The organism is Flavobacterium sp. CSZ (genome assembly GCF_015350725.1).
Taxonomy (GTDB): domain Bacteria; phylum Bacteroidota; class Bacteroidia; order Flavobacteriales; family Flavobacteriaceae; genus Flavobacterium.
In genome coordinates this window covers 18,922-35,004 of sequence record NZ_JADKPQ010000007.1, presented here as the reverse complement: position 1 = coordinate 35,004, position 16,083 = coordinate 18,922, and the positions used below count along the sequence as shown (strand labels likewise).

The 16,083-nt window shown below is 30.7% G+C and carries 15 protein-coding genes and 2 pseudogenes; 7 read left to right on the top strand and 10 right to left on the bottom strand.

The genetic code is table 11. The features are described from left to right. Positions 1 to 35 precede the first annotated feature (35 nt). Both IRZ78_RS09500 and IRZ78_RS09495 read left to right on the top strand, forming a co-directional pair. Complete coding sequence (locus IRZ78_RS09500; RefSeq protein WP_194616308.1) at positions 36 to 1,004, top strand: AraC family transcriptional regulator; 969 nt, start codon at positions 36 to 38, stop codon at positions 1,002 to 1,004. 13 nt (positions 1,005 to 1,017) lie between these two features. Beyond that, on the top strand, positions 1,018 to 1,953 hold the full coding sequence (locus tag IRZ78_RS09495; RefSeq protein WP_194616307.1) for an AraC family transcriptional regulator: 936 nt from the start codon (positions 1,018 to 1,020) through the stop codon (positions 1,951 to 1,953). Between the two features lie 26 nt (positions 1,954 to 1,979). Here the strand turns inward: IRZ78_RS09495 and IRZ78_RS09490 are convergent, their stop codons facing one another. Further along, positions 1,980 to 2,957, bottom strand: coding sequence for an AraC family transcriptional regulator (locus tag IRZ78_RS09490; RefSeq protein ID WP_194616306.1), 978 nt, complete (start codon positions 2,955 to 2,957; stop codon positions 1,980 to 1,982). A 156-nt stretch (positions 2,958 to 3,113) separates the two neighbouring features. Further along, positions 3,114 to 4,091 carry an AraC family transcriptional regulator gene (locus tag IRZ78_RS09485; RefSeq protein WP_194616305.1) on the bottom strand — a complete coding sequence of 326 codons (978 nt, stop codon included), beginning with the start codon at positions 4,089 to 4,091 and terminating at the stop codon, positions 3,114 to 3,116. Between the two features lie 703 nt (positions 4,092 to 4,794). Here IRZ78_RS09485 and IRZ78_RS09480 point away from each other — a divergent pair. Continuing rightward, positions 4,795 to 5,109, top strand: coding sequence for a hypothetical protein (locus tag IRZ78_RS09480; RefSeq protein ID WP_194616304.1), 315 nt, complete (start codon positions 4,795 to 4,797; stop codon positions 5,107 to 5,109). A 27-nt stretch (positions 5,110 to 5,136) separates the two neighbouring features. Then, entirely contained in the window at positions 5,137 to 5,289 is a 153-nt protein-coding gene (locus tag IRZ78_RS09475; protein WP_194616303.1) for a hypothetical protein, read from the top strand. A 1,262-nt stretch (positions 5,290 to 6,551) separates the two neighbouring features. Here IRZ78_RS09475 and IRZ78_RS09470 read toward each other — a convergent pair. From IRZ78_RS09470 to IRZ78_RS09450, 5 genes and pseudogenes are all read right to left on the bottom strand, one after another. After that, complete coding sequence (locus tag IRZ78_RS09470; protein WP_194616302.1) at positions 6,552 to 7,475, bottom strand: HipA domain-containing protein; 924 nt, start codon at positions 7,473 to 7,475, stop codon at positions 6,552 to 6,554. Continuing rightward, positions 7,468 to 7,782, bottom strand: a complete 315-nt coding sequence (locus IRZ78_RS09465) for a HipA N-terminal domain-containing protein (protein ID WP_194616301.1) — start codon at positions 7,780 to 7,782, stop codon at positions 7,468 to 7,470. Before IRZ78_RS09465 ends, IRZ78_RS09470 begins: the two co-directional genes overlap by 8 nt. Positions 7,783 to 7,785: 3 nt before the next feature. Beyond that, positions 7,786 to 7,995: a helix-turn-helix domain-containing protein gene (locus tag IRZ78_RS09460; protein WP_194616300.1), complete on the bottom strand. Its 210-nt coding sequence runs from the start codon at positions 7,993 to 7,995 to the stop codon at positions 7,786 to 7,788. Positions 7,996 to 8,403: 408 nt separating this feature from the next. Then, positions 8,404 to 9,065 (bottom strand): annotated as a pseudogene (locus tag IRZ78_RS09455) (IS6 family transposase). Positions 9,066 to 9,221: 156 nt separating this feature from the next. Beyond that, positions 9,222 to 10,709, bottom strand: a complete 1,488-nt coding sequence (locus tag IRZ78_RS09450; RefSeq protein ID WP_194616299.1) for a hypothetical protein — start codon at positions 10,707 to 10,709, stop codon at positions 9,222 to 9,224. A 244-nt stretch (positions 10,710 to 10,953) separates the two neighbouring features. Between IRZ78_RS09450 and IRZ78_RS09445 the strand changes: the two are divergent. Together IRZ78_RS09445 and IRZ78_RS09440 are read left to right on the top strand one after the other, a co-directional pair. Then, positions 10,954 to 11,952 (top strand): annotated as a pseudogene (locus IRZ78_RS09445) (RHS repeat-associated core domain-containing protein); the annotation flags it as partial. A gap of 8 nt (positions 11,953 to 11,960) precedes the next feature. Continuing rightward, positions 11,961 to 12,404, top strand: coding sequence for a hypothetical protein (locus IRZ78_RS09440; RefSeq protein WP_194616297.1), 444 nt, complete (start codon positions 11,961 to 11,963; stop codon positions 12,402 to 12,404). A gap of 339 nt (positions 12,405 to 12,743) precedes the next feature. On the opposite strand, the gene IRZ78_RS09435 is transcribed toward IRZ78_RS09440, so the two are convergent. Further along, positions 12,744 to 13,016 (bottom strand): hypothetical protein, encoded by a 273-nt coding sequence (locus IRZ78_RS09435; protein ID WP_194616296.1) that lies wholly within the window; start codon positions 13,014 to 13,016, stop codon positions 12,744 to 12,746. Between the two features lie 84 nt (positions 13,017 to 13,100). Between IRZ78_RS09435 and IRZ78_RS09430 the strand changes: the two genes are divergently transcribed. Further along, positions 13,101 to 14,174 carry a hypothetical protein gene (locus tag IRZ78_RS09430; protein ID WP_194616295.1) on the top strand — a complete coding sequence of 358 codons (1,074 nt, stop codon included), beginning with the start codon at positions 13,101 to 13,103 and terminating at the stop codon, positions 14,172 to 14,174. A 183-nt stretch (positions 14,175 to 14,357) separates the two neighbouring features. Here IRZ78_RS09430 and IRZ78_RS09425 read toward each other — a convergent pair whose 3' ends face one another. Together IRZ78_RS09425 and IRZ78_RS09420 are read right to left on the bottom strand one after the other, a co-directional pair. Beyond that, the gene (locus IRZ78_RS09425) at positions 14,358 to 15,404 is read right to left on the bottom strand and encodes a tyrosine-type recombinase/integrase (RefSeq protein WP_194616294.1); all 1,047 of its coding nucleotides are present in this window, start codon (positions 15,402 to 15,404) and stop codon (positions 14,358 to 14,360) included. Positions 15,405 to 15,635: 231 nt separating this feature from the next. Continuing rightward, on the bottom strand, positions 15,636 to 16,079 hold the full coding sequence (locus IRZ78_RS09420) for a hypothetical protein (RefSeq protein WP_194616293.1): 444 nt from the start codon (positions 16,077 to 16,079) through the stop codon (positions 15,636 to 15,638). Positions 16,080 to 16,083 lie beyond the last annotated feature (4 nt).

The following is a 16,083-nucleotide window of genomic DNA, read 5'->3' as shown; positions in this document are numbered from 1 at the left end:
GAATAAAGAACACCGCACCTGTAAATATTTGGAAAATGGAAAATAGTAAAAAAATTAAATTCACAGATTTTTTTGATACCGTCAAAATAATGGGTCAGAATTTGTCATATGTTGATTTAGATCGTGTCGATATGTCTCATGGACATTTGGGAGATGCTGAATTCTCATTCGTTAACTCAAAAGTACTTCATCCTGATGAACAGCTTCCATTTGTAACACCTCCATTTTTTACGACATTTTTCTCAGTAGGTTTTGTTCTGGATGCTTACGGAAAAATTATAGTTGACAAGCTTCCCTTCAATATCAAACCTGGAATGTTATTTGTTAATAAACCCGGCGAGCTTCAGCAGTTAACATGGGATGTAATAAATGAGTCGTACGGATTAATTTTTACTGAGAATTTTATCTCGAAGTACGCCGGAATATCTATCTATAAAACGTTTCCGTTTTTGCTTTTTGAAAGACAAATTCCATTAAAAACCTCAGAAGTATTTCAACAGGAACTTAAAACAATTGTTTTGCTGATTGTTGACGAACTTTTAAATGATTCGCCTATGAAAAACCAGATTTGCGCGAATCTATTGACCCGGTTTTTGCTAAAAATAAAGCAGGAATACTGGGAAGGTTATACGATTCATAATCCAGAAACGAAACATCCGGATATTGTGACCGACTTTTTCCAAAATCTTGAATTCCATTATGACCAATTGCTAAAAGGTAAAGTACATAGAACTTTGTATATAAAAGATTACGCTGAAATGCAGCAATTACATGAAAATTATCTCTCCAGTATTTTAAAGGAAAAAACAGGGAAAACCGGCGGCCAACTGATAGCGGAAAAGACACTGAGCGCTGCAAAAATTCTTATCGAAGATCCCCGACTATCACTCAAAGAAATTGCCTATATGCTGGGATTCTCATATTTGTCTTACTTTAGTATCTTTTTTAAAAAACATACAGGCCTCTCACCGATTAACTATCGCAAAAAAAGTCTTCAATTATAGCAATTATTTAAAAATGAAAGACATTCAAAACATTCAATTCAGTGATTTTCTTAAATCTGTAAATCTAATAGACAGCGATCTCTCGCATGGACTCATTGGAGATTCCGAATTCTGTTTTGTCGACTCAAAAATATTGCATCCCGAGCATACGCTTCCATGGTCTACTCCACTTTTTTACACTGAATTTTTTTCAATTGGATTTGTAGTGGATGCGCAAGGAATAATTATTGTTGATAAAGAACCATGTACTATTAAGCCAAAAATGTTATTTGTTAATAAACCCCATGAACTTCAGCAATTGACCTGGGACAGTGTTAATGAATCATACGGCATATGGTTTACAGAGAGCTTTATAAATAAATATGCAGGAATATCTATTTATGAAACATTCCCTTTTTTACTATTTGAAAGACATCTTCCACTAAATATTTCAGAAGAATTTCAACAGGAATTAAAAAAAACAATTTTCCATATTGTGAAGGAGCTGCAAAGAGATTGCCCTTTGCAAAAGAAAATGTGTGCCAATTTACTAACCCGATTCTTACTGAAGATTAAAAAAGAATATTGGGAAGGATACAAACTTCAAACGCCACTAAATCGAAATCCGGATATTATACAGGATTTTATGCAAAATCTGGAATTTCATTATGATCAATTACTAAAAGGAAAGATTAATATTGTTATGACTATAAAAGATTATGCCGAAATGCAACAGCTTCATAAAAATTATCTTTCAAGTGTTCTCAAGGAAAAAACAGGAAAAACCGGCAGCCAGATGATCGCCGAGAAAACACTAAGTGTGGCAAAAAGCCTTATGAAAGATTCCCGGCTTTCTATAAAAGAAATTGCTTACATATTAGGTTTTTCCTATCTGTCTTATTTTAATATTTTCTTTAAGAAACATACGGGCCAATCACCAGGCAATTACCGTAAAAAATATCTGAATTAAAGAGCCTAAAAACAAACAGCCTGAATTTACCACGTCGCTCTAATGTTTACAACATCTCCGCGGTACACATGAGCCCGATCACTGTCGGATGCATTAAAATCTTTTCTTACCGAACTTGGAGTATTCTTAGTGTTCTTTTTAAAAAATTTATAAAAATATTTAAGATCACTAAAAGCAAACATTTCTGAAATTTCAGAAATTGGTTTATCTGTATTTTTAAGCAAATAGTTAATTTCATCAATCAGCCTGTCGTTAATCCATTGATTAATTGTTTTACCTGAGGTTTTACTAATCACTTTAGAAAAATTTGTTTCTGTGAGACCTAAAAGTTTTGCATGTTCTCTGGTACGAAGCAACGTGGTAGTTTCACCTGAAATTAACATGTTAAAATTCTGATCTATATTTTTGAGGAATGATGTTACAATCGCGGCATTTTTTTCGTCCGGAATTTCTAATTTTATTTTATTCTGATGTTGTTGAATAAGTAACAATAGATATATAAGAAGGTTAGAGATTATCTCGTATTTACAATTAGAGACAGAAGTGGCTGCGTCATAGATTTCCGCGCAAATTTCTTCAAATTCGCTAAAATCACTTTTATTTAAAAAATAATTAAGTGCATTTGAATTGTCTTTAAATGGAAGATCACCAATACCATCGGGAAAGTATTTCTCAAAGAAAACCTGGGTTAATGAAATACTATATCCAACGGGCGATTCTGTCCACCCACTTGAAAAATAGACATCCGGCTGTTTCATAAATACATGTTGAGGACCAAGTTCGTAAATATGATCACCAACAACAAAAGTGCCTTTCCCACCTTGTATTAACGTTAAAGTATAATAATCAGGTCGATAGATTGGGGTAAGATAGGGCATTTTTAATCCCATATCGTGTAATTTTATTATGGCAAAATCATCGTTGTCAATATAGGAAAAGACCGGTAAATTCATAAAGACCAATATATCCCTAAACTTTTTTAACGAGGTTAGCTCTGGTTTCATTTCAGATACACTTAAATTCTTAATTACTGCATTGGTTACTCAGTCAAATTTAGGGAAATAAATATAATTGTTATAATTACATTTCTATAGAATGCTGTTTCAAAAAGATATCAAAGTAACGCTTTGAAAACGGCAATTAATTGCTATGCCTTTGGATTACCAATTTGGCCTTATTTTTACAACCTCACCACGATACATATGCGCACGATCAGAATCAGAAGCGTTAAAATCATTTCTTAATGAACTTGGGGTAGTTTTTGTATTCCTTTTAAAAAATGTGTAAAAATAGGCAAGATCGGTAAAAGCAAACCTTTGTGCAATTTCGGGAATTGGTGTATTGGTATTTTTTAGTAAGTAGCTGATTTCATCAATGAGTCTGTCGTTTATCCATTGATTGATTGTTCTGCCTGAGGTTTTACTAATTACTTTAGAGAGAAAAGTTTCACTAACATTTAACAATTTAGCATGTTCTTTAGTACGAAATACTGTTGCACTCTCACCAGATAAAAGCATGTTGAAATTCTGATCAACATTTTTGCAGAAGGATGCCAGGATAAGGGCGTATTTTTCACTCTGAATCTCTAATTTAATCTTATTTTGATGTTGTTGGACTAGTAATAAAAAATGAATAAGAAGATTTGCGATCATTTCATATCTAGTATTTGAAGAAGAAATAGCTTCATTATACATCTCCGCGCAAATCTCATCAAATGGTTTATAATCTTCATCGCTGAGTCTGTAATTAAATGCGTTTGTAATGTCTTTTACAGGAATTTCAGCAATTCCATAAGGAAAGCGTTTAGCTATAAACTCTTCATTAAAAGAAATGTTATATCCGACTGGCGATTCTGTCCAGCCACTCGATATATAACTATCCGGATATTTCATAAAGACATGCCGAGCACCAAGTTCAAATACATGGTCACCAGCCATAAAGATACCTTTTCCTTCACTTACAATTATTAAAGTATAAAAATCCGGTCTGAAGGTAGGTGTAATGTAGGGCATTTTTAATCCCATCTCATGAATTTTTATAATAGCAAAATCATCGTTATCAATGTAAGAGAAGACGGGTAAGTTCATATATGCAATCATATCTCTAAACTTTCTTAAGTTGGTTACCTCAGGTTTCATATTTTTATCTACTTGATTGATGTTAGCTAAAAGTAACTTCGTGAGTAAATTTAGTGAAATAGTAAAACAACTACTTAATTGATTTATTTTATTTTTAAAACAGTGTCCAATATGTTAAGAAAATCTATTAATTTATGGAGTGAACACCTTTTTTACCACAAAAAAATTAAGGCAATTTATATTATATTTTTATCAAATAAATAAATTTGACTTCACAATAGAACTATAGTACTCATTTAAAAAAAATTGTAATAGTTATAAATTGATGTTTTAAGTTTCATGACAGAATCGTGGCGCAGTAGATTTTGAACCTGGTATAAATATTAAGAATTGCAGTATATAAAGGAGGGGTTGGATTTACAGTTCGAATCCCTCTTTCTCCGCGAAGGCCGGAAAACAAAGGAAAAATAGGATTTTCAAAGTTTTCAAAAAAGGCCAAAAAAAGCGGTAAACCCCGCAAATCTAACGATTTGCAGGTTTTTTTCTTTTATACCACTTTTCAATATTTATAAAATCGCACAAAATCTTTGTGGCACATTCGTGGCACAGCGTTAGATTTTAAAATTGTGCCACAAAATTGATCCATCTTTTTTCTCAAAAATCGGCAACTAAAGCAATAGAATTCCCTGGAAATTCTCTGCTACCAATGGGCTCTCTTAAAATTTTTAATTCAATTTGATTATTAATTTTAAAACTAGATAATATGTTAAAAGTAATTTTTTGCCAGAAATCCGACAGAGTAAACAAGAACGGCGAATCTCCAATCTATGCCCGTTTGAGCTACAATGACAAACAGATTTCAATGTCAACCGGACAAGCCATTTCAAAAGAAAGATGGGCCAGCACTAATAACCTTAGAAACCAGCTTAAAATTGAAAAGGAAATAATAATCAAAAATCTACTTGATCTTTTCCAACTCAATGCTGCCAAAAAATTTACTGAACTCTTCAGAATTGATCCTGAGGTCAACCTTCAATTATTAAAAGCTGAACTCACAGGAAAAGTCAAAATCGACTAGTCTGAAGGACATTCCATAATTCAGATTATGAATACATACAATGAATTCTTCACCAAAAGAGTAAATACTGGAGAGCGCGCAACGGCTTCACTGCAAAAGTACAAAAGAGCAAAAGGTCTTCCTTTTGAATTTCATCGCCACTACCTACAAAAAGGAAGATATGGAGAAACTGAAATCTAAGTTTAGGTGACATTTGCTTACCACAAGACTTCTGAATTTGAAGAGTCCTGAAGAACTTCAATGCATTTAGAGCAAAAAAACAAGTTGAAAGATATCAAAAGTTTTGCAGTATATTTCCAATTGCGTCCGCACTGCGGACGCAATTGGCATGGACACATATTCTTTTTAGTTTTTAAAACTTATCCAGTTTACTAATTTAAACATGTTTTTATTTCCCAATTGAACGGCAGAGAAAAGATAAAGCCGATGACGCGGTGTTTACTTGATTAAATATCTTGCAAAAGAAGAGCAGCATCAATACGGAACCAGATTTCATACTGCTAATTAAATTGGTATCGAAAATTTTACAGAACATTTCCAATTGTGTCGGCAGTACGGACACAATTTAGCTGGACACAATAGAAGCTCCTGCTATCTATTGATAATAAATAAAAAAGAGAGTTCCATATTGCCGAAAACAAAAAAAAGAATTCGACATCACACCAGATGTAACTACAGATACAGCAGTTTATCTGAAAGGCTTCTAAGGAGCAATGATCAAGAAAGTGCATTGGCAAACTGCACAAAATGAAAAATCACCTTTAGATGCTCTTCAAATTTCTTCTAAGCTCATTCTTTTATTTTTTTGAAAACACATTGCGTATCCGTAGTCACTATTTGTTGTTTTACTTAAGCTGAAAATTGATTTATTTCTTACAACACTAAAAGCTGATATTCGAACAACATTAAAAGCTAATTAACATACAGCACTAAAAGCTAATGATCTGGGGCATAAAAATGAACCAGGTCACAATAGAGCGTGTCACTTTTTTTTCAATTTTAGATTAAGACTAGTTTATTTGTTGCTAAAAATTTCACAGATAATCGGATTTTTTCCGATTATAGCATAAAAAAGCAACAATAATAGACTTAAAATATTGAATCAGAAAGTTAAATAAGCGACCATTGAATAGACATTTTATTATAGCATTTTTTGTACGAACAAATTATGAATTCACAACCTCTATTACAATTTTAGTCCATAATAATCATAATTTGACCTTCCTTTTAAATTATAAAAACTGCCTTCCCAAAGCAGTTAAAAAAAAAGACAGCTCGGAAATAATAACAAGTCCCATTTATGTTTACTAATTTTAACAATACCAGATATACTAATTAAAACACGTTTGATTTTACTATTTTTTTTGCAAAACTAATAACTAAGCTAATATGAGAAATTGGACTAACAATTAAATCAATACAAAATTCAAAAATATCAATAACTAAAACCTCGCCAATCGTTCTTTCATCAATTTAAGATACTTTTCTTTCATTACTTCAGACAAAAATGAAATCTCAATTAATTCATTCCATTTCGTTGTCTTCTCAAACATTGATTTTAAAACGCTATGGATAATTTTATCATTTAACCCTAATCTTTCTTTTCCAAAATAATCAATAAAATCACCCGCTTTAAAATTGCTTTTTTTTCCTTTTAATTTAAGAGCCATTTCTTCCTGTGGATTTTTAATAGCAATAGACGAATTCAGGAAATCATAAGCAGGCGTTAGAGTTGTTTTTCCTGATTTTGTTATCAAGGAAAAGTTTTTGAGATGCATGTCTTCATTACCAGTGATAAAACAGAATAGGATTCTCTTAAAAAACTCTGCTTTTTCAATTGAAGGAAATGTACAAAAGTCCTCTATTACTTTTACAATTTTCTCCATCGTAAAATTATATTTAGTATCTCTGGAACTCCCTGTCAGCTGTGCAAAATCTTCAGTGGCATATTTCCTGCCTTTACCATACCGGTCAAACCTTTTTATGAAATAAGATTTCGAATTATCTTTAGAATATATCAGTCCGTGAAGCGGTACTTCAATTCCATAAACCTTAGCCATTCGCATAGTAAGATCTTCATTTTCGGGTAATTCAGGAAATATATCGCTCTGCGGTTTGATAATAAAATTACCGTACTGATCTACAATTTCAAATTGCTGTTTTTTAATCGATAATACGGCGCTTAATTTAGGCTGAACGCCCTGAATTGATAACTTAGTTGCTCTATTTACTGCTTCCTGACGTAGTTCTGATGCAGAAAAAGGAAGCGTTTCTAATGAGAGTAATTTAGAAGATAATAATTTCAAGCCTTCTATGCTATACAGATCTCCTCCGCAAGGTTTATAAGTAATTGGGCATCTATTCATCGCTTTCAGCTTTAACCGTTACTGCCCCCACCAGATCATTTCCTACAGCCATAAGCTGTGAAAAATAATCTTTCTTATCTATTTTATTTATTTTTAAAAGACCTTCAAGCATTATACCCTCTGGTAACAGCCCTTCAAAAAACGGCGGAAAATCCAGAAATGAATAATTTTTGTGGGAAGATGGCATAGTTAATGACACGGGCTCTGAAGAATAATCATCATCATAGATAAATAAATATCTTCCGCTTTTTTCTTCCATAAGCTCACCCGCCCTGGTACCGTGAACATAAACTATTGCTTTTCTCATCTCTTATTTTTTTAATGGACTTATAAATTGAATATCAATATTCAAAATATTCAAGACTGCGATTAGACTGTCCCATCTTACTGATGTTTTATTCTTTTCAATATCAAACACAGTTGTTTTGCCGATACCTGCCAGATCTGCTAATTGAAGTTGCGTCAGTCCGGCAGCTTTGCGATGTCCTTTAATTAACTGCCCTAAATCAAAATCATTCATAATTACTGTCTAAGCAGTAAATATAGTTATTTTTTATCTTAAAAAATTTAAAAATTATAATTTTTGATATATTTTACCGCTTTAACAGTAAATAGTTGAAAATATTCAAATTAATCCAAGGTTAATCCATCAATCAGAAGATATTACTGCCTTAGCGGTAATATTTGTTAACAAACAGAGTTTATACATATTTAAGACGACAAGTTAAGACTCAAATTAAAATTATAAACATAGACATATCATCGTATAAGTATTTCAAGTTTTGTAGAAAAATCGTGGCATATCGATTATTAGAAAATAAGAAAAAGGAATTAATGATAAGGCAAAATGAAAATCTAAGAGATAGTAAAAACAATGGTTCTGTCGCATCTGTCAGAATCAAATATAACACTTTAAGTAATTTAAAAGTTAGCCCGCCAATTTACAGAATGATCTAAACATAGTTATCCCTGGTTCAATGATCTGATTCTTTCTCAGCATATGGACTCAATTCCACTCAATGTTTGTATTGCCGATTCAAAACTTTTAAAGCCTAACCCGTTTTGTATCCTCCATTTTATAAATCGATGGTCCTGTTCGACAATATTGTTGCCATATTTACACTGCCGGATTTTAATCTTTGAGAATGAACGTTTGTTATAGACTTTGATCGCTGCAGTATTAGAACTACTTTTATCAATGTTTATTACTCTTGGCCGGCAATTATTATTAATTGCTTTAATTAGAAACAACTGAGCGCTCATTCTTTATCTTTTTCTGGTCAAAAGAAAGTCAACCGTATTACCTAATTTATCTACCGCTCGATATAAATAACACCATATACCTTTTACTTTGATATAGGTCTCATCCAATCTCCAGCTCGTCCCCACTCTGTCTTTTCTCTTCTTCATTTCTAACTCGATGAAAGGTGTAAACTTATAGACCCAGCGTTGAATAGTAGCATGATCAACATGAACTCCGCGCATTTTCATGATCTCTTCAACATCCCGATAACTAAGTGTAAATCTTAGTTTGAAATATACTGCCTGAAGAATTATGCATTTTGGATAACAATGACCTTTAGTATTCATCTTTTGATCGGTTTAAAATTCTAAAGATAAAAGTTATTCCCAGATGCGACAGAACCCAAATTTTATCGAATCATAAACGATGTATATTTTGTTTTGTTTTAGCTAACAATCTATAAAACTTATCCTGATATTTATCATCGATAACGAAAGCAAATCTTAGTCTTTAAATAATAGTACTTTATAATATTTCTTGTTATCTGTTTCTACCATCCAGATTCCCTCGTCAGAATAAAGTGTTTCAAAATACAATCTATCTCCCTTTTCTGGGATACTTTTTAGGTAATCCATTACTTTTGAATTTATACTTACAGCTGCAAAACCTATTTGAGAAAAGGTTTTATTTTTCAATTCTTTGCAGTCATAAGTTTGGCTAAGAAAGTACTTGTATTTACCATGGCTTAAGTTGTTGTTGTATTCAATAAAACTGTTTTTAAGCACAGAACCTGAGGTTTTATCTATAATTGCTGCATTTGTAAATTCTGTAAAAGAATTAATTGAACATGAAAAAATAAGATTTTTATTGTAATTTGATAAATTTACTTGAAAGGCAGAACTATTGCGAACCTTCTCAAAATAATCCTTGCTGTCCATGTGGTTAACAGATTCCCACAATTTGTTTCCGTTTTTGTCAAATTTAAAAACGTAAAATCCTTTCGGGAAAGCTTTACCTCCTATTTGTTTTGGAGCCTGATCACTAAAAAGCCCATAAATATACATCTCTCCGTTTTCTTGATCTTCATAATAATTATTAATTGATAAAACATCCAAAGCATACGAGTCGTTTATAAAACGGGCACTCTGCATACTTTGAGTAGATGTATCAGTCTTTAAGCCTCCACCATTTGAAGAGGTAATAAAATAATTATTGTTTAAGTGAATGGTAAAGGGTTGCGTTTTTATTTTTTTACCTTCAAAATTATAGGCTGTTTTGTATAAAATAACAGTCTGCGAATCTGCCGATAGTGATTTGGTAATCAAATCAAAGTTTTCATTATTATTTAATCTACATACAAAAGTTGGTTCGAAATCGGTTTTAGCAAATTGATCTCCTTTTACTAATGTAAAATCCGGTTTTTCTAATTTTACTCTTGTCTTAGAATTGCTTTTAATTTCGATAACCTCTAAATAGATATCTTCTTTTTCCAAGCTTTTAATACGCCAACTATTTTCAGCATTTGTGAATCCTAAAATATATAGATCATTGAAAGAACCTTCAAAATCATTTACGCTGGCTGAAGCATCATAAACATTGTTTCGATTATAGCTTCCAAAATACTTAAAGTTGATATCTTTAAATTTTTCTTTTGTGATCAGTTGTTGCTGACCATCTATTATAAGATTATAATCTGGTGTCCAACTCTCATCTTTAGGATCACTAGTCACATAAGATTTTTCAGTTCTAGAAAAATTACAATATCTTCTTGTGTTATTTTCATACAAAAATGTTTTTTTACCATTCTTATCTAAAGTAAAAGCCGAATTCCCAGTGGACTTAGAAGTGATACAAAAAACTATTTTTTTTGAAATTGGCAGGTATTGAAAAAATCCAGGCGAATTTTCTTTATCTATTTTTTCATCCAATAAAACAGTTTGGGCTGATAAATTGAAAGTTGCTAAGAGCATACATAAAAGTATTTTTTTCATACAATTTGTTTTGTTAATTTGATATCAAATATAAAATATTTTAACAAAAAAAAAACTTCAAAAAAGAAATGTTTTTCTTAAAAAAATGCCCTGCATTTATCGCGTTTCAATTACTATTTATTCAATCATTTTCTTAACTTTGAAAATGCAAAAAAATGCCTAAAAGCGTATTTTTACAATAATTAAAATAGTAAAAAGTTCTTATATTTAAAGGGTTAAAAAGCAATTAGATTACTATCCTTTTGGAATGCTGGTACCAAATAGACATAAATCTGCGGATGATTACCGTTATGGGTTCCAGGGACAGGAAAAAGACGATGAAATTAGAGGCGGTGAAGGAAATTCGTTGAATTATACTTATCGTATGCATGACCCGAGAGTCGGTAGATTTTTTACAACTGACCCGTTAGCTAAAGAATATCCACATTACTCACCATATTCGTTTAGTGGGAATAAAGTTATAGCAAGTATTGAATTTGAAGGTCTTGAAGATGTTTGGGTTGCTGATGGAGCAAAGATTGTTAAGAAGGTAGGACCGTATGTTGGGGCTTATACCAGTGAACAAGCAGCAAATAATCGTTATTTAGAATTTACAGCGAGACTGCCTAAAGTAGCAAAACCTCAAGCTGAAATAAGGTCTGATAATTTAGAAGACCAAGTAAATAAGTATAGAGGTGTAAATCCAGGTTTAGCTGTTTCAAGGGGAGTAATTGATGGCTTTCAACAAGCTCCAGGGGTTATACTTCCAGAAATGGCTTTTGCAAAAGCTCTTAAGGCATACGAAGGTTATAAAATTGCTAAACAATCAAAAATGGCTTTGCAAGCAGTAAAAGCTGCGTCTAAAACTGAAAATGCGGCTTATCAAGGAGCGGAGTTTATTGATGATGGAATTAGAATGATAGAAGCACCTCTTCAAATGAGTGTGCCTAAAGTTTCCACAATAGATAATATTGTGGAAAGTGCTCGAAGAGTTATCTCGAAAAATACTACTAGAGGAGTTCAGGCATTAGCAAAAAAAATAGGTAGAGGAGATGAAGCATATCGAGGTTTAAAAGCTAATCAAGGTACAGCAGATGTAATTATTAATGACGTCATGGCTTCTGAAAGTAGGATAACAGTTCCAACAAGAAATCAGCAAGGTATCGAGGTAATAGATTACTATAACCCAACTACAAGTCAAGGAGTCAGGATAATTAAAGAATCAGGAGAATTCGATACTTTTATTAATTACAAACCAAATTGATACTAAAAATGAAAAATAACAATATTAATATAGATGGTCTTACTGATTTAAAAATAATAAAAAGTTATAGGTTTTTTTATGAAAGTTTTTTAGATGAGATGCCTGAAGAATTAAGAGACCAAGAAACTGATGGTTCGTTATGTTTACTGTTTTCTGACAATACAGTTATAGAGATTAAACCAATTTCAGAAAATTTCTCTATTGATATACAAAAAAGAGATATTAACTATATAAATAATAATCAAGATTTAAAAGATGTTTCAAATAATAGTTTTTGGAGACAACTTCTAAAAATAAAAATTAGTTCAGTTGAGTTATTGGAAAATGGAATCCAAATTAGTTTTGAGAATTCAAAAAAAATTGAAGTTAAATATCTTTCAGAGACGAAATACACATTTGACAGCTTAATTATAAGGTTTAGCGAAACAGATAAGCTCTTCGAAGAGTTCTAGTGAATCAATTAATTTTCATCCACGCAGTAGGAGTCTCTTCTGAGTTCGCAATCGTAATGATTAGCTAAAATTTGCATCAATTAAAAACAAGAAAACCTAATACTGGATATGATTCTGGTATTAGTTTTTTTTTATGCACTCTTTATAAAGCTTTCAGATAAACAACACGCATCTGGATTCTGCTTATCATGTATTTTTAGCACTCCTTAAGCATGGTTTTAGTACTTATACGATGGTTTAATTTACTGGCATCAGCAAGTATTAATTATACTTTTAAAATGAAATCTAATAATAATATGCGTCGATCCTGCGGAGCAGGATTAACGCATATTTTACTATTTAAGGTTTTATTAAACCGTTTAATTTTGTAATTGTGGTTGTTGTTATCGGCACTCCATCATAATCATTATACTTTTGTTGAGTATTCTGTCTATTGAAATAATCCACAAGTTCAGCCATTTTTACGTTGGAGTTATCAAGACCAGAAATGATTTTCAAAATATCTTCAACGTCAAACGACAATTGAGGTAAAATATCATACAAGTTTACAATTTCATTAAGAGTGTATTTTAAAATATGAGCCGTTGCCGGCTCATGACTTGATTCAATCAAATCAACATTATTTACTAAAGAACTCAGAAGTAATAAGAATAGAAGTTAAAGAGCAGCCTGTTATCAACCAAGGAAATTAAGTATATGATTGAAAAAGAAATTTACGAAATAGAAAAATATTTAACAGATAATATAGACTTAGATGTAGATTACTTGAAAGAATTCTCAAATAAGCATGTTAATATTTTAGAATTAAGGACTTATTATGTTTATGCTTTATATAAAACCAATCAAATAGAATTTGCAAGTGAAGAGATTGGAGAATTAATCGCTTTGTACCAATCAAAAGCGATTCAAAAAAACTCTTTTTTTTTAATGGTAGAAAGTTTGGTTCAAATAAATCAAGAGAATGAAATAGATTTATTGATTGCTTCATTAGAGGAATGTTTAACAATTGATAATCTAAAAAAAAACAAATGGTTAAGGCTGGAGCTTTTCAAACTTTATGAAAAAAAGGAAATTGATTATTTAGCTTGGGGATACCTTGAAGATGCAATATTGATCGATGAGAATTTCTATGAAGCAATTTTATTAAGAGCTTACAGATTAGATTTAATTACAAATTGTTCTGATATTATTTATCAAATATTACAACTTCCGCAAACTTTTGTTAATTCAGATGTACTTAACTTTTTAGGAAATACATATTTAAACTGTGGCGAGATTGAAAATGCATTAAAAATTTTTAACGGTTCGTTAGAGATGGCAATAACTGAAGAAGCGTATTATTTTATTGGCTACATCAACCATTATCATCTTAATGACTATGAAAAAGCAATGCTTTATTATGACAAGTCTATTTCGATAAACAGTAAGTTTATTGATGCTTTAATGGAAAAAGCTTGGTTGCTTTATGATATGGAAAAATATGAAGCTTCCGAAGCTTTATTTAAAGAAATAATCAGTAACAATGAAGAAATTAATGCATACAATCAGATTACATTATTTTACATAAGAACAGAAAAAATTAGTGAGGCATTAAATTATGTTGAAAAATCCAAAAGTAAATTTGGCATAAATCATATGAACAAAGGATTTGAATTAATATGCTTAGAGAAGATCAAAGATGATAAATATGTGAATGAATATCATTTATATAAAAACAAATATTCAGCGGAAGAGTTATCATGGTTTAAAACTTTATTAAGCGAAATTTAATTACTTAAGCATATAATTAATATATATTCGAAGACTGAATAAGTTGAAATGATCTATAAGTTTTAGCTGGGATACACGTTCTTGTAAACGTAAATGGACAAAAAAAAATAAGGATGAGAAACCTTGCATTTGGTGCGAGGTTTTTTGTATTCAAAATATAATCAAATCTAGTATGTTTTTATTTTAATAGTTTTCCAATTTACTATGTACCTTCTCAATTTCTTTATCCATATATGCCTGAGCATAATGCACATATCGATTAAAGGAAGTACTAGCATGACTATGACCACTAATTTTTCGAACTAAATGTTCCGGCATTCCTAAAATGAGTAGCGTTGTAATTGCGGTTCTTCGCATCATATGTGAACTCATTTTATCACAAAAACGATTTTTTGAGGTATCGGTTTTCTTAGTTAATTTTTGAGTTTTACCTTGTTTTTCTCTAGAAACTTCTATGGGAGTGGTAAATCCAGCAAGTTCTCCTATGTGTTTTAGACTTTTATTAAAATTAAACAAGCTAGTATTCCCAAAAAGAGTAGCTCTATTGTTTGCTGTAGTATATCGCTGAAAAATAATTACAGCATAAGAAGAAAGCTTAATAAAACTAAAGGTTTTAGTTTTTTTAGATTTAAGCTTTAAGTACCATTCACCGTCTATTTTTTCAAAATTTTTGTTAGTTAATAAAAAGATATCAGAGTAGCGTAAACCTGTAGAGCAACCAAAAACAAAGATATCTTTGATACGTTTATAACTTGGTATTAAGGTTAGTTCAAATTCTTTGTCGTGAATTAAAAATTTTAGTTGATCAGGAGAAAGTACAAAGATTTCAATTTCTTCTTTACGAACGTAAAACAAACGTTGAAAATCACCGGTATTTATGTCTTTATCATTTTTCAGGTAATTAAAAAAAACACGAATCACCTTGATATTAGCCCCCACATAATTATCGTGACAGCCTTTTTTATATAAAAACTCAGTAAATTTTTGATAGAATTTTTTCCAATAACTTTTTTCTGAAGCTTGTTCCCTTTTATCTAGTTTTGAAGCATCACATATACGTAATTCGAATTTAGCGTCACTAGAAAACTGAATCAAATTATTTAATACATACTTATAATTTTGTATTGAATCTGGTTTTATCTTTTCACCATTTTTTTTGAGTCTTTTTCCTGTTTCCGTTTCTCTAATGAATTGTTTAAATAAAGGGACAATAGGACTCGTTTTTTTCATTTCTGTGGTTTTAAATTAAAAATTATAACTTTTTTAGAGTTGTAGTTTTTATTATTTTATGTCTTATTGTTGCTGTGCAAAGTCAGGAGACTTTGCACAGTATATCAAACAAATCTAATCCTCTAGAAGTACTCTTCGCAGAGTTGGGTTATATTATTTTTTGATCATTTTTCAATTAAATTAGTCAATATATAAATATTACAAAGAACTATATACAACAATAGCAAAATTTTAGAAATCTTTAAATTCAATGTAATCTTTTTTTAAATTTTCGATTAGATTACCGAATTCATTAGATATAGACCAATAGTTGCCAATATCTGAATAAGTAGCTTTTAAAGAATTAGTTCCATTATCGATATCAAATGATATAGAATTGCCATGAGTTATCTTTATTTGATTAAAAGCCAAATATTTAGTGTTTAAATTATCCTCAATATATTTTTTTATTTCTAGATTCGTTTTATGATCTACACATATTTTTACTTTTTTAAAATTACTTTTTTTATACTTTTCAATATAAAGTGTATCATTGTTACTTTTTAAGTAAATATTAAATGAAGAATGATATTTTTTATATTTTATAGAATAATTTATATTGTGCTCCTCATTGCTCAATGAGTGCTGTACGCAAGAAACAAATCCTAAAAAAACAAAAATTAAATACCACTTCATTGTT

What these genes read in the sequence shown, in the direction of transcription:
- IRZ78_RS09465 (WP_194616301.1), bottom strand. Translation starts at nt 7,782, where the DNA reads ATGAGAAAAGCAATAGTTTATGTTCACGGTACCAGGGCGGGTGAGCTT.
- IRZ78_RS09485 (WP_194616305.1), bottom strand. Translation starts at nt 4,091, where the DNA reads ATGAAACCTGAGGTAACCAACTTAAGAAAGTTTAGAGATATGATTGCA.
- IRZ78_RS09470 (WP_194616302.1), bottom strand. Translation starts at nt 7,475, where the DNA reads ATGAATAGATGCCCAATTACTTATAAACCTTGCGGAGGAGATCTGTAT.
- IRZ78_RS09420 (WP_194616293.1), bottom strand. Translation starts at nt 16,079, where the DNA reads ATGAAGTGGTATTTAATTTTTGTTTTTTTAGGATTTGTTTCTTGCGTA.
- IRZ78_RS09425 (WP_194616294.1), bottom strand. Translation starts at nt 15,404, where the DNA reads ATGAAAAAAACGAGTCCTATTGTCCCTTTATTTAAACAATTCATTAGA.
- IRZ78_RS09440 (WP_194616297.1), top strand. Translation starts at nt 11,961, where the DNA reads ATGAAAAATAACAATATTAATATAGATGGTCTTACTGATTTAAAAATA.
- IRZ78_RS09490 (WP_194616306.1), bottom strand. Translation starts at nt 2,957, where the DNA reads ATGAAACCAGAGCTAACCTCGTTAAAAAAGTTTAGGGATATATTGGTC.
- IRZ78_RS09430 (WP_194616295.1), top strand. Translation starts at nt 13,101, where the DNA reads ATGATTGAAAAAGAAATTTACGAAATAGAAAAATATTTAACAGATAAT.
- IRZ78_RS09500 (WP_194616308.1), top strand. Translation starts at nt 36, where the DNA reads ATGGAAAATAGTAAAAAAATTAAATTCACAGATTTTTTTGATACCGTC.
- IRZ78_RS09450 (WP_194616299.1), bottom strand. Translation starts at nt 10,709, where the DNA reads ATGAAAAAAATACTTTTATGTATGCTCTTAGCAACTTTCAATTTATCA.
- IRZ78_RS09460 (WP_194616300.1), bottom strand. Translation starts at nt 7,995, where the DNA reads ATGAATGATTTTGATTTAGGGCAGTTAATTAAAGGACATCGCAAAGCT.
- IRZ78_RS09480 (WP_194616304.1), top strand. Translation starts at nt 4,795, where the DNA reads ATGTTAAAAGTAATTTTTTGCCAGAAATCCGACAGAGTAAACAAGAAC.
- IRZ78_RS09495 (WP_194616307.1), top strand. Translation starts at nt 1,018, where the DNA reads ATGAAAGACATTCAAAACATTCAATTCAGTGATTTTCTTAAATCTGTA.
- IRZ78_RS09475 (WP_194616303.1), top strand. Translation starts at nt 5,137, where the DNA reads ATGAATACATACAATGAATTCTTCACCAAAAGAGTAAATACTGGAGAG.